General features: G+C 55.1%; 12 protein-coding genes. 2 read left to right on the forward strand and 10 right to left on the reverse strand.

Annotated features, from left to right (window positions below; translation table 11 throughout):
- Positions 1–236: 236 nt before the first annotated feature.
- From AB4Y96_RS02835 to leuS, 6 genes are all read right to left on the reverse strand, one after another.
- Complete coding sequence (locus tag AB4Y96_RS02835; protein ID WP_441915519.1) at positions 237–1,097, reverse strand: ABC transporter permease subunit; 861 nt, start codon at positions 1,095–1,097, stop codon at positions 237–239.
- Entirely contained in the window at positions 1,094–1,867 is a 774-nt protein-coding gene (locus AB4Y96_RS02840) for a taurine ABC transporter ATP-binding protein (RefSeq protein ID WP_441915521.1), read from the reverse strand. The genes AB4Y96_RS02835 and AB4Y96_RS02840 overlap by 4 nt, the downstream gene beginning before the upstream one ends.
- A 112-nt stretch (positions 1,868–1,979) precedes the next feature.
- Complete coding sequence (gene tauA, locus AB4Y96_RS02845) at positions 1,980–2,987, reverse strand: taurine ABC transporter substrate-binding protein (RefSeq protein ID WP_441915523.1); 1,008 nt, start codon at positions 2,985–2,987, stop codon at positions 1,980–1,982.
- A 148-nt stretch (positions 2,988–3,135) separates the two neighbouring features.
- Complete coding sequence (locus tag AB4Y96_RS02850) at positions 3,136–4,296, reverse strand: AAA family ATPase (RefSeq protein WP_441915525.1); 1,161 nt, start codon at positions 4,294–4,296, stop codon at positions 3,136–3,138.
- A gap of 21 nt (positions 4,297–4,317) precedes the next feature.
- On the reverse strand, positions 4,318–4,899 hold the full coding sequence (locus tag AB4Y96_RS02855; protein WP_441915526.1) for an LPS assembly lipoprotein LptE: 582 nt from the start codon (positions 4,897–4,899) through the stop codon (positions 4,318–4,320).
- Positions 4,886–7,516, reverse strand: coding sequence for a leucine--tRNA ligase (gene leuS, locus AB4Y96_RS02860; protein WP_091879589.1), 2,631 nt, complete (start codon positions 7,514–7,516; stop codon positions 4,886–4,888). Before leuS ends, AB4Y96_RS02855 begins: the two co-directional genes overlap by 14 nt.
- A 119-nt stretch (positions 7,517–7,635) precedes the next feature.
- On the opposite strand from leuS, the gene AB4Y96_RS02865 reads away from it, so the two are divergent.
- Positions 7,636–8,301 (forward strand): YggS family pyridoxal phosphate-dependent enzyme, encoded by a 666-nt coding sequence (locus AB4Y96_RS02865; RefSeq protein ID WP_441915528.1) that lies wholly within the window; start codon positions 7,636–7,638, stop codon positions 8,299–8,301.
- Between the two features lie 9 nt (positions 8,302–8,310).
- Here AB4Y96_RS02865 and AB4Y96_RS02870 read toward each other — a convergent pair whose 3' ends face one another.
- The gene (locus AB4Y96_RS02870; RefSeq protein WP_091879586.1) at positions 8,311–8,853 is read right to left on the reverse strand and encodes a YcbK family protein; all 543 of its coding nucleotides are present in this window, start codon (positions 8,851–8,853) and stop codon (positions 8,311–8,313) included.
- 297 nt (positions 8,854–9,150) lie between these two features.
- On the opposite strand from AB4Y96_RS02870, the gene acs reads away from it, so the two are divergent.
- Positions 9,151–11,103 (forward strand): acetate--CoA ligase, encoded by a 1,953-nt coding sequence (gene acs, locus AB4Y96_RS02875; RefSeq protein ID WP_441915530.1) that lies wholly within the window; start codon positions 9,151–9,153, stop codon positions 11,101–11,103.
- A gap of 227 nt (positions 11,104–11,330) precedes the next feature.
- Here the strand turns inward: acs and AB4Y96_RS02880 are convergent, their stop codons facing one another.
- From AB4Y96_RS02880 to AB4Y96_RS02890, 3 genes are all read right to left on the reverse strand, one after another.
- Complete coding sequence (locus AB4Y96_RS02880) at positions 11,331–12,596, reverse strand: SAM-dependent methyltransferase (protein WP_091879583.1); 1,266 nt, start codon at positions 12,594–12,596, stop codon at positions 11,331–11,333.
- A gap of 354 nt (positions 12,597–12,950) precedes the next feature.
- Positions 12,951–13,238 (reverse strand): addiction module antidote protein, encoded by a 288-nt coding sequence (locus AB4Y96_RS02885; protein WP_091879580.1) that lies wholly within the window; start codon positions 13,236–13,238, stop codon positions 12,951–12,953.
- On the reverse strand, positions 13,219–13,698 hold the full coding sequence (locus AB4Y96_RS02890) for a type II toxin-antitoxin system RelE/ParE family toxin (protein ID WP_348271758.1): 480 nt from the start codon (positions 13,696–13,698) through the stop codon (positions 13,219–13,221). The genes AB4Y96_RS02885 and AB4Y96_RS02890 overlap by 20 nt, the downstream gene beginning before the upstream one ends.
- Positions 13,699–13,716 lie beyond the last annotated feature (18 nt).

Raw genomic sequence — 13,716 nt, forward strand, 5'->3', positions numbered from 1 at the left:
CGCGTCAGATTGAGCATGGGTTCTCGCAATTCTTTGGTTTGGGAGAACCTTGGCTGATGGAAGCAACCGGCCCTTCCCGTAATCAGGAATGGCTCAATGCTATTAAACTCGACTATTTCTATAGAGAAATATTATTTCGTATAATCACGGCTATGCGGATTGGTTTTCTTGCAGGCGTGCAAGCCAAAGCAAAGGCCGGGCGGTTTCACACAAACCTTCCCATCGACGGGAGTTATCTATTCCCGCCCTGCCCAAGGCACCAGTAAACGTTCCAACCGTCTGATACCGATTTCCAGAATGAACGCGACAATCGCGATAACAAAGATTCCCATGATGACGACGTCCGTTACCAGAAACTGCGCTGCTGACTGGATCATGAAACCAAGACCACGCGTGGCGGCCACCAGTTCGGCCGCAACCAATGTCGACCATCCGGCGCCAAGTGCGATACGCAACCCCGTCAGAATGGAAGGCAGCGCGCTAGGCAAGATCACATGGCGGACAACCTGTGCTCGCGTGGCACCAAGCGCACGGGCCGCATTGATCCGGTCGAGTGAAGCACCTTTGACACCAGCCGCAGTCGAAATCGCGATGGGCGCCAGCATGGCAATTGCAATCACAAGAATCTTGGACGGTTCACCGATACCAAACCAGATAATCACAAGTGGCAGATAAGCGAGCGGCGGGATGGGCCTGATGAATTCAATGATCGGATCAAAAATGCCGCGCCCGATAGCGCTGACACCAATCGCAATACCCGCCGGAACGGCCACAACAAGCGCAAGCAACAGTGCCGCAAACACCCGCAGCAGGCTTGCGAGCAAATGCTGCCAGAGCGTGGCATCCACAAAACCGTTTATTGAAACGCTGTAGAACTTCCACAAAACTGCGGATGGTGATGGTAGAAAAACCGGCGAAACCAGTTTGAAATGCGCAGAGACGATCCAGATGAGCAACAGGCCGAGAACGGTCATTGCGCTTGCAATGCGGGCTGTCCTTGCCGGCGCAGACTTTACGGTCTTCACTTCGGGTTGTTTCGCTGTACTCACAATGGCGACATCGCCTATATCCCGGCTCGATTCTGCGGAGAGCGTCATGCCGCCTCTCCTTCGAAGATTGAGTCTTCAAGTTCGGCTCGCGCCCGATTGAACGCGGGATCAGCCTTGATCGACCGGACGGATTCACCGCTGACATAGCGACGGCCGAAACCGGCATCAATCTGCCTGACAACCCGGCCCGGCCCCGGCGCCAGAACCACGATGCGCGTTGCCAGCAACAACGCCTCGTCAATGCCATGCGTGACCATCAGAACACCGATATTGTTGGCCGTCCATATATCGAGAAGCAATGTCTGCATCCGTTCGCGCGTCAAAGCATCGAGCGCGCCCAGCGGCTCATCCATCAGCAGAAAATCCGGTTCCGCCGCCAGTGCCCGCGCCAAGCCCACCCTCTGGCGCATACCGCCGGACAATTCCCAAATTGCCTTTCCGCCGATGCCGTCAAGCTTGACCAGTTCAAGCAGACGCGCGGCAACAGCCTCTCGTTCTTGTCTGGGTATGCCACGCAGCTTGAGAGCAAAACTGACATTGTCTCTGACGCTCAACCAGGGAAACAGGGCATCGTTCTGAAACACCACAGCCCGATCAGCACCGGGCGCGGTTACTTTTTTCCCATCTACCGTCACCGTACCGCCGGTTGGCGAAATCAACCCGGCAGCCGTGTTGAGCAGCGTGGTCTTGCCACAACCGGAGCGGCCAACAAGCACAACGAAATCACCTGATTTGACGGAAATGCCTGCCTGCGTAACGGCAGGTTGGGCCTGACCATCATAATGGACCGAAACATGATCAAGAACGAGATGTGCCATAATTACTACCGGTTGAACGGCGGCGCTCGTGGCCTTTCCGGTTTCCGGGAGAGAGGGCTCCGCGAAAACCGGAAAGGACGCACGAACGCCCCCGCGCTATAAAGTGTTGAACTCAGTTCGATGCGAGCGCCGCCTCCACGAACTTAACCGTTGCATATTTCGAATAATCAGGAAGAACCGCATCGATCTTTCCCTGCTCTTTCAGAAACTGCGAAGTGGCTGCGATGGCTTTCACCGTGTCGCCACCGAGGAACTTCGCGGAAGCCTGTTCCGCCAATGGCGGGAAGACATACCCTTTCAACAGCAATGGTATTTCATCGACCTTGGCACCGGTCAGGCGGCTGATCTTTTCGGCTTGCGCTGACGTTGCCGACCACGCATCTGGCTTGGCCAGATAGTCGGCATAGGCAGCGCCGGTTACTTTGACGAAATCCCGCACGGCATCCGGATGTGCTTCCGCAAACTCCGTGCGAACGATCCACGCATCAAATGTTGGCGCACCCCATTCGGCAACTTTAGACGAATCGACAATGATTTTCCCTGTGGTTCTGATCTGGCCAAGCGCCGGGTCCCACACATAGGCCGCATCGATATCACCGCGCTCCCAAGCGGCGGCAATTTCTGGTGGACGCAGATTGAGAATATTGACTGATTTTGCGTCTACACTCTCATGCTTCAACGCGGCAAGCAGGCTATAATGGGTGGTTGAAACAAAGGGCACAGCCACTTTCTTTCCACTGAGATCGGCGATCTTGCTGACATTGGAACCATTACGGGCAACCAGCGCTTCCGATTCGCCGATAAGCCCGACAACGAGAATGGTTTGGATGGAAAGCTCGCGGCTTGCGGCTGCGGCCAGCGGGCTTGATCCGACATAACCAATATCGACAGAGCCGGAGGCAACAGCAGCGATAACATCCGCACCGGAATCGAATTTCCGCCAGTCGATTTTCGCAGAGGCGGTCTTTTCATAAACACCGTCCGCCTGCGGTACTTTTGAAGGCTCGACCACTGTCTGATATCCAATGGTGATTTTAAGATCTTCCGCCTGTGCGGAAGCGAAAGTTCCGAGACTGACAAGAATAGTCGTTGCAGCAAGGAAATGACGGCGGGTGAACATGGGTGATCCTGACCTGTTGAAACATTTCGTTCCAACTTTGGTCATCTCTGCCCGGATTGTAGAGTTACGATCTGCCAAGTTTGCATCGCAAGGAGAAAATTATTTCTTCCGATAGTGCTTTTGCAGGGAAACAGAGGGGCAATGGCTCCTACTCGTCCTCATCCCCATAATTGCCAGACACCCGCATTCCTTTGATGGTTGTCGCACCGTTTTCGCGCACAACAGTCAGAGCCCGCGCGCCGGTTCTGGTCTCGATCTCGTCGGCAAGAATGCGCGAATGGGTGACGATCCAGACCTGTGTCCGTTCCGCCGCTCGCGTGATCATCTCTGCCAAGGCGGGAAGCATGGAAGGGTGCAGGCTGGTTTCTGGTTCGTTCAGCGCAATGAGGCCCGGCAAGCGATAGGAAAGTAGCGCCCCCGCCAGTGCGAGAAACCGTATTTGGCCATCAGATAATTCTTCCGGCCGGAAAATTCGTTGCGGGAATTCCGGCAGTTGCAAGCCAAATGTCGCGGTTTCACCCGGAACCGGTACATCCAGCACGGCACCGCCAAGGGCTGACGCAATACAATGGTCGAGATCAGCAGTATCTTCACGGATGTGAACCAATGTTGCGAAAACAGCGGCAAGGTTCTTGCCGTCTTCATCAAGCATGGGCGCTGTAATCGCCAATGCAGGCTGGCGGATTGGCGAATCGCGATCCGTGCGAAAACCATGATAGAACCGCCATCCGAGAATGGTTGCGCGCAAATCGCCAATCTCGGGATATCGCCCCGCATTGCCGAGCGTCGAAAATGCCGTCTCGGAGTCAAGCAGCCGTACCGGATGTTCGATTCTCCGCCCACTATCGTCACGCGCAAACACAGCGGGCCCTTTGCGGCCCATCATCTCCACGGGACGGCGACCGGAATCAATAGTAAGGGTCTCTTCCTTGATCTGCGGCTCAAAGGCAAAGCCTGCAGCCACCGGAGGCCGCAAACCGATTTCAATGCTGTAACTCGGGGCAAAACCCGTTCGCACCGCATGGCCGGTCCGGATCGCTTCCTCATCGTCGTCAAACGAAGCGCTAAAAATCATGCGCACAGGTCCCGGCTTGCGTTTGCCAGTCCACAGCGCCGATTGCATGCCGCCTTCGCGGGCTATCTCATAGGAAAGCGTGCCTTCAGCCGCCGCCTTTATCATCTGCATGGCACGGTAAAGATTGGATTTACCGACACCGTTCTCGCCAATGAAAAGCGCAAGCTGGCGAATATCCAGCCGGATCGCCTGCAGCGACCGGTAACCGGTCGCTGATAGGGAGGTCAGACGCATGGAATACCACCCGCCATGGATTTATAGCTTGGACACGTCCTGCGCGACGCTGAGATTCAGAGCTTCGGCAACTTCGCGCGCCGCCCGATTGATCGCATCACGCTGGGCGCGAAGGACAGCATAGCGCTGTCTGGGAGCATCATAGTCAGCCGTGATGAGGCGCGTTCCCTTGCCCACGACCTTACCGTCAGAAATACGTGTCAGGACATAGCTGCCTGTCATGCGCATCGAACCGGCTGTTGGCTGGCCGGATTTGTCGTTCGTTGCGTTCTGGATAAGAGCAAGCGACAAATCCTGATAACCGACACTGAGTTGCAACGTATAGGCCGCACTCGCAGGTTGTCCTGCTCCATGGTTAAACATGAAGATCAGATTGTTGCGCACCTGCTGTGCTTCGCGCGTACCCACTTCAGGAATACTGATCGTGGCCAGCTTTGACTGCACACTTCCACTCACGCCAACACTTGCGCCAGCTGTTGGACCTGCATTGGAATAAAGCGGTCGAACCTGGCAACCGCCAGCGATCAGAGCCATACCGAGAACGCACGCGGACAGCAAACGCTTGGAGCCGGAAATCGGCTGGAAACGATCAGGCAACAACATTGATGATCCTCTGCGGTACGACAATGACTTTCTTCGGTGGATTACCGTTCAACGCCACTTTGACAAAATCAAGTTCGAGAGCGGCCTTTTCGACCGTCAATTGATCCGCATCGCGGGCAATTGTCAAATCACCACGCTTCTTGCCGTTAATCTGCACAGGCATTGTTACAGTGTTCTCGACAATCAACGCGTCATTGTAATGCGGCCAGGCGCGATCGGCGACGAGATCAGCACCTTTCAGCGCTTTCCAGCACTCTTCAGCCAGATGCGGCATCATCGGTGCGATCATGGCAATCAGCATATCTGTCGCCTCGCGGCAGGCAGATATTGTTGCCGCATCAGCTTCGCCAGCCGCAATTTTCTGCAATGGAACGGCCAGAACATTGACCAGTTCATAGAGACGGGCAATAGCCTTGTTGAAGGCCAGCTTTTCGATGTCTTCGCCAACGGCTTTGACAGTCCTGTGGGCGGTCTTGGAAATCGTGGCCGCATCACCTTCGAGCGCCGGAGCGCCAGTCACCGACTGCAACGCCGGAGCCGCTTCGGAAATCAACCGCCAGACACGCTGAACAAAGCGGTGTGCCCCTTCGGCGCCTGCTTCCGTCCAGATGACGTCGCGTTCGGGCGGAGAATCCGACAACATGAACCAGCGGGCGGTATCGGCACCGTAGGATGCGATGATATCGTCAGGATCGACGACGTTCTTCTTCGACTTCGACATCTTTTCGATCGAGCCGATTTCGATTTCTTCGCCCGTGGCAATCAGAAATGCCCGGCGCTTGCCGCCGCTTTCGTCAAGCCGCACTTCCGCTGGTGTAACCCAGCTTCCATTGGCACCTGTACCCAGCCGGTAGGTTTCGTGGACAACCATGCCTTGCGTGAACAGACCCTTGAACGGCTCGCTGATATCGAGATGTCCTGCAACTTTCATCGCCCGCGTAAAGAAGCGCGAATAGAGCAGATGCAGGATCGCGTGCTCGATGCCGCCAATATACTGATCAACGGGCAGCCAGCGATTGGCCGCCTTCGGATCAGTGGGCTCATTTTCCCACGGTGCAGTGAACCGGGCAAAATACCAGGACGAATCGACGAACGTATCCATCGTATCGGTCTCACGGCGTGCAGCCTTGCCGCATTGCGGGCAATTGACGTGCCGCCATGTCGGATGACGGTCAAGCGGATTGCCCGGACGGTCAAACTCCACATCATCAGGCAGCTTGACCGGCAGATCGGCTTTGGGAACCGGAACAACACCGCAATCATCGCAGTGGATCATCGGGATCGGGCAACCCCAATAACGCTGACGGGAAATACCCCAGTCACGCAATCGGAAATTCACCTTGCGCTCGCCCTGCGGACGGCCGCCGACGGTCTGCTTCTCCAGCAGTTTGGCCACTTCGTCAAAAGCTGCTGCGGGGGACAGCCCATCGAGGAAGCGTGAATTGATCATCACGCCATCATCAACATAAGCAGTTTCGGTGATCTGGAACGTGGCCGCGTCATCGCCCTCGGGCATAACCACAGCCACAACGGGCAGACCATATTTATTGGCAAAATCCAGATCGCGCTGATCGCCGGACGGGCAGCCGAAAATCGCACCCGTTCCATAATCCATCAAAACGAAGTTCGCGACATAGACAGGCAATGTCCAGCTGTCATCGAACGGATGCTTAACGCGCAGGCCCGTATCAAAGCCCCGCTTCTCAGCGGTTTCCAATGCGGCCAATGACGTTCCCGCACGGCGGCATTCCTCGTTGAACTCAGCGAGGTCGGCATTGTTTTCAGCTGCTTTTTTGGCGAGCGGATGATCGGCAGAAATGGCCAGGAACGATGCACCAAAGATCGTATCGGGACGGGTCGTGTAAACTTCGACCTCGGTTTCACCTGAAATTTGCGATTTGGCATCCAGCGCCCAGCGGATCAGCATGCCCTCGGACTTGCCGATCCAGTTGCGCTGCATGAGCCGCACTTTATCAGGCCATTGATCAAGACCGTCCAAGGCGCCCAGCAATTCCTCATTGAAATCAGTGATCTTGAAGAACCACTGTATCAACTCGCGCTGTTCAACCAGCGCACCGGACCGCCAGCCGCGACCATCGATGACCTGCTCATTGGCAAGCACCGTCATATCCTCTGGGTCCCAATTGACCTTGGAGGATTTGCGCGTCACCAGACCCTTTTCGACAAAGTCGAGGAACAGCATCTGCTGGCGGTGATAATATTCCACATCGCAGGTGGCAAATTCACGCGACCAGTCGAGCGACAATCCCATGGATTTGAGCTGGCTGCGCATGGTTGCAATGTTTTGGTAGGTCCATTCCTTCGGATGAACCTTGTTCTGCATCGCTGCGTTTTCCGCAGGCATACCGAATGCATCCCATCCCATTGGATGGAGAACATTAAAACCCTTGGCGCGCTTGTAGCGGGCAACCACATCGCCCATGGCATAGTTGCGCACATGCCCGATATGGATGCGCCCTGATGGATAAGGGAACATCTCAAGCACATAATAGGGGTCGCGCGGATCGTCATTGCTGGTTTCGAAGAGCTTGGCTTCGTCCCAGACCTTTTGCCAATGCTTCTCGGCTACGCGGGGATTATATCGTTCGGTTGCCATGAACGGGATTCTCTTGCAAAGGATAGTGATGCGCGGACCTTCACCATGGATTGACCAGAGCGTCAACCATTGACAATGAGGGTTTGCCCGAAACTGCATCAAAAAGGACACGCTTTACCATGTCGACCGCCGTTGAACACCTTCTTGCCGTTCGCAACGTCATTGCGAAAGCCGAAGCGGAAGCCAATCGCCCGGAAGGCTCGGTGACGCTTGTGGCCGTATCTAAAACCTTTGACGCGGACGAGATTCGCCCCGTTCTGGATGCGGGACAGCGGGTTTTCGGCGAAAACCGGGTTCAGGAAGCACAATCGAAATGGCCGGGTTTGCGCGATGCCTATGAGGGTATTGAGCTTCACCTCATCGGGCCGCTGCAATCAAACAAGAGTGAAGACGCGGTTGCGCTGTTTGATGTCATCGAAACGGTCGATCGGGAAAAGATTGCCGCAGCGCTTGCCAGCGAAATGAAAAAGCAGAACCGGTTTCCCAAACTCTATGTGCAGGTCAATACCGGTTCCGAGCCGCAGAAAGCCGGAATTGAGCCAAAGGAAGCCGTTACTTTTGTCAAACGCTGCCGCGACGTGCACGATCTAACCATCGCGGGCCTGATGTGCATTCCCCCAGCCGATGAAAACCCCGGCCCGCACTTTGCCCTTCTGGAAAAGATCGCACGTGAGGCCGGCGTCGAAAAACTCTCCATGGGCATGTCGGGCGACTACGAGATTGCCGTCGCCTTCGGCGCAACGTCCGTGCGCGTCGGCTCGGCGATTTTTGGCAGCCGAACCTAGGCGAGCAAACTACCAGCTGCGGCGCGGACCAGTATCAATGTGGTAATAGCCTGCGGGATAACGCTTGAAGCCGCCGACGTCCTTGTTGCCCGATAGCTGTTGCAGCAGCCCGGACGCATGACCATGCACACGGAAATCAACGGCCTGACAGCTCAGATGATAGGACTTGTCGCGCCCGCCTGCTTTGCGGTTTCCGTTGCGTGACCGCACCGTCGAATTCACCGTGATCGGGCCATAGGTCGCCGAAACCCGGTTCAGAACATTCTTCAGACGCTCCGGCACACAATTGGCAGGAGCCTTGTATTGGATATAGGCTTTGCCACGCGGCATGGCGGCGAGAACCAGCGGGTTGATCTTATCGAACAGGGAATCGCCAAGCAGATGCGCATGCTCCTCGTCAAAGAGATGCGCGCCAAGGCGTTTCCATGGATTGGCTGGTTCAGGCAGGGTACCGGCAGTTGCGGGAATGGTAGAACCAAGCCCCAGAAGGGCGACCGCCAGAAAGGCGGATTTTGCGCGGAACACAACGCTGCGCAAGGGTAACATCGTCATTCATCAGTCCTTGATAAGGCGCACGCTCCACGTCCACTCGGCGCGCCGAAATTATCCTCCCCGGGGTCAAGGCAGTGACGGTCTAAGGCGAAATGTGTCCAAAATGGACCAGTCCGCATAACAAAATGTAACGCAATATTACAACGCTCCATTTATTGTGTGCGACGGAACGCCATTCCCTCAAGGTCATTTGCTGTATTTACGCAGTGATTTGCATGGTGATAATGAACGCCATGCGCCTCTCTCTGCGGGAGGCATCCGGGTGGAGGCCCGTCAGCTCAGATTTGGAGGAAATTGATGTCCGAGAAGGTCTATCCCGTGCTGCCCAGCGCGAAGAAGAACGCGCTTATCGACAATGAAACTTATCTCAGCTGGTACAAGCAGAGCATCAAGGACCCGGAAAAATTCTGGAGCAAGCACGGCAAGCGCATCGACTGGTTCAAGCCTTACACCAAGGTCAAGAATACCTCCTTCGACGGCAAGGTTTCCATCAAGTGGTTCGAGGATGGACAGACCAACGTCTCCTACAACTGCATCGACCGCCATTTGAAGAAGCGCGGCGATCAGGTCGCCATCATCTGGGAAGGCGACAATCCCTATCTCGACAAGAAGGTCACCTATAACGAGCTGTACGAGCAGGTCTGCCGCCTCGCCAATGTGCTGAAAAAGCATGGCGTGAAGAAAGGCGACCGCGTTACAATCTATATGCCGATGATTGTCGAAGCGACCTATGCGATGTTGGCGTGCGCGCGTATCGGCGCTGTTCATTCCGTTGTTTTCGGCGGCTTCTCGCCCGATGCTCTTGCAGGCCGCATCGTCGATTGCGAATCCACTTTTGTCATCACCGCCGATGAGGGCATGCGCGGTGGCAAACCGATCCCGCTGAAGGACAATACCGACAAGGCCATCGATATCGCTGCCAAGCACCATGTGATGGTGAAGAATGTTCTGGTCGTCCGGCGCACCGGCGGCAAGACCAGCTGGGCGCCCGGCCGCGACCTCTGGTATCATGAGGAAATTCTCAGCGTTAAGCCTGATTGCAAGCCGGAGAAGATGAAAGCGGAAGACCCGCTGTTCATCCTCTACACCTCCGGTTCCACGGGCAAGCCAAAGGGCGTGCTGCACACAACAGGCGGCTATCTCGTCTATGCCTCGATGACCCATCAATATGTCTTCGATTATCACGACGGCGATATTTACTGGTGCACGGCCGATGTGGGCTGGGTCACGGGGCACTCCTACATTGTCTATGGCCCGCTCGCCAACGGTGCCACGACGCTGATGTTCGAAGGTGTTCCCAACTATCCGACCAATTCGCGATTCTGGGAAGTCATCGACAAGCACAAGGTCAATATCTTCTACACGGCTCCCACCGCACTTCGCGCCTTGATGGGTGCTGGTGATGAGCCGGTCAAGAAAACCTCGCGCAAATCCCTGCGTGTTCTGGGTTCAGTCGGCGAGCCGATCAATCCGGAAGCATGGGAGTGGTATTATCAGGTGGTCGGTGAGAAACGTTCCCCCATCGTCGATACCTGGTGGCAGACGGAAACCGGCGGTATTCTTATCACGCCGTTGCCCGGCGCTACTGCGCTCAAGCCCGGTTCGGCCACACGGCCGTTCTTTGGCGTCCAGCCACAGCTGGTCGACAATGAAGGCGATGTGCTTGAAGGCGCTGCTGACGGCAATCTCTGCATCACCGATTCCTGGCCCGGCCAGATGCGCACGCTCTATGGCGATCACAAGCGCTTCATCGAAGCATACTTCTCTACCTATAAGGGCAAGTATTTTACCGGTGACGGCTGCCGCCGTGACAAGGATGGCTATTACTGGATCACCGGCCGCGTTGACGATGTGCTCAACGTATCGGGTCATCGCATGGGCACCGCCGAGGTGGAGTCGGCCCTCGTCTCGCATGACACGGTTTCGGAAGCAGCTGTTGTCGGCTATCCACATGATCTCAAGGGACAGGGCATCTATTGCTATGTCACGCTGATGGCGGGCCTTGAGGGCACGGACGAATTGCGCAAGGAGCTTGTGGCGCATGTCCGCAAGGAAATCGGCCCCATCGCCTCGCCCGACAAAATCCAGTTCGCGCCCGGTCTGCCGAAAACGCGCTCCGGCAAGATCATGCGCCGCATCCTGCGCAAGATCGCCGAAGATGATTTTGGCTCACTGGGCGATACATCAACGCTCGCTGATCCAGCTGTCGTCGATGATTTGATCGCCAACCGCCAGAATAAAAAGGGCTGATTAAAGCTGAAAGATAGCGTGCGTGGTTTGTGGTTCGACAAGCTCACCATGAGGGAGTTGAGTGATGCAACGCTCATCGCAGAGATTGCAGATCACAAATGTTGCAGACCTTGGCTCCCTGCAGTCCCCTCTCTCCCTCATCCTGAGCCTGTCGAAAGGCGCAGGAATGGTCCTGCAGCGGTCCAAATAGACCCACCAACCCCACACAGCGCCATTGCAATCGATCTCTAGCGATAGAGATCGGCTCTTGTCTGTGGCACCGCAGAAATTCCACGCTTGCGCTTTGATGCAAGGGTCTGGTTGATCTGCACGGTTCCGCGCTCGAAGGCCAGCGCGCAGCCAGTGAGGTAAAGCAGCCAAAGCCGGGCCTTGGGCGCACCGACTTCGGCAATGGCTTCATCAAACCGCGCATGCAGACGATCCGCCCAGATACGGCAGGTCCTGCCATAGTGCTCACGCAGGTTTTCCACGTCATGAACTTCGAAACCGTAACCCTCAAGGTTTTCAACGGTCATGCCAAGATGATCAAGCTCACCGCCCGGGAAAATATACTTCACCAGCGCAAGATGCTCGGCGCTCTTGCGTCCGAACGTCTTCTTGTTGCGCTTCATGCGGCGGGTGATCGCGTGATGCAGATAAAGCCCACCCGGTCGCAGCAGACGGTGCACGCTGGAGAAATACGTGTCGTAATGGGCGATGCCCACCGCTTCAAACATGCCGATAGACGAAATCTTGTCGAATTGACCTTCCAGATGTTCGTAGGATTTGACGTGGATGGTGATCTTGTCTTCAAGGCCTTCCGCCTTGATGCGTTCACGCGCCAGTGCCGTTTGTGCCTCAGACAATGACACACCCGTACCGGTTACGCCGTAATGCTTGGCAGCATAGATCAGCATCGCGCCCCAGCCACATCCAATATCGAGAAGCCGATCTCCCGGCTGCAGCCGCAGCTTACGACAGATCAAATCCAGCTTATCAGCTTGAGCCTGATCGATGCTGTTGGCCCAGTCCTTGAAATAGGCGCAGGTATAGACCATCCGATCATCAAGGAAGAGCTGATAGAAAGCATTCGACACATCATAGTGATGGGTAATTGCTTCCTTGTTCGAACCACTGACAAACGGGTTCTTGCCATCGAGACCCGAGGCATCCATCCCACGACCGCCCAGCAGCAATGCGGGGACATCTTTCAGCAATTGCCATTTTGGCAGGGTTTTCAGCTTTTGCTTGAATTTGCCTTTGGGACCACGTTCGACGAGATCGAACAGCGTGCCGTTCTTCACATCGATCTGGCCTGAGATCCACAGTTCAACGATCGACCCGATATTGGGTTTCAGCGCCAAGCGGCGCACTGCCATCGGATCATTGATGGCAAGCACCGGACCATCTGTTTCACCAATACGTTCGCCATTCCATAATTCGACAGCAAATTGCGGCTCCATCATGTTTATCACTGTGCGGATGATCCGCGCCGCGCTCTCTTGTGCCGCCATTCAATAACTCCAGATAATCATGCTCCGAAAACACCGACGTCGGAGATTTGGCCGAAACTATGCGCTTCGCTCCACGCTGGCAACGCACTTTCACAGGCAGCAAAAAATGGCGATCAAAATTTTCTCTTGAAACTTCCCGCAACACACCCCATTCTCAACTTGTGTTCAACGAATGAAAAGGAGGTGATCTGATGTCTCGTGATTTCGCAACCTGCCACAAGGCGTCTGATGCTTTCCATCGGGGATCATCTCTCCGTTGAATAAGCGCCCTGGCTAGCGCCGGGTAAGAAGGCCAAACGACAGCTTTGTGCCAGACGGAATTACGGGGCCACCCTTCGGGGTGGCCCTTTCCGTTTATGCAGCGCGTTTTCCCGTGATCTGAAAGCCTACTGCCTTCATAACCGCTATTGTTGTTTCAAGCGTCGGGTTTCCGTTTTCGCTTAATGAACGATAGAGCTGCTCACGCGCCAAACCCGTTTGCCGCGCAATTTTGGTCATGCCTTTGGCGCGCGCTACAAGACCCAAAGCCTTGGCGATATAACCGGCATCACCCGTTTCGAACGCATCAGCCAGAAACACCTCTACTGCGTCATCCGATTTCAAAGCATCAGCCGGATCGTAGTCATAGAGCTTCGTTGCCATTGTCACTTTTCCATTCAGCGGCCAGTAGTTTCGCTTTGCGTATGTCCCGCTGCTGCGTACGCTTATTTCCACCGCACAATAAAATCACAAGCTCCGCGCTGCATTGCTTGAAATAAACCCGATAACCAGGTCCGTAGTGAATTCGCAATTCGTAGACGCCCTCGCTCACCGATGAAACGTCACCAATCAAACTATTGACCAAGCGAAATAAGCGAGCAGCAATTGCTGCTTTCGCTCTATCGTCCCTAAGTTTTCGTTCCCATACCCGATAGGTATCAGTCTGCTTAATTCGCATTAAAACTGTATTTTTTAAATTACGAAATGTCAATATGCGATAATTGTAGTCAACGGAAGATCGAAGTGAAACCAACGACAGATTGTATCTGCGAATACTTTTCTCTTTCCAAAATTGGTGATACCAAGATTTCTGCCTGAAAATGGTGCACTTTGCCTTTATCAAAGGCAATTTTCCTCGGAA

The sequence above is a fragment of the Phyllobacterium sp. TAF24 genome (assembly GCF_052113785.1).
Taxonomy (GTDB): Bacteria; Pseudomonadota; Alphaproteobacteria; order Rhizobiales; family Rhizobiaceae; genus Phyllobacterium.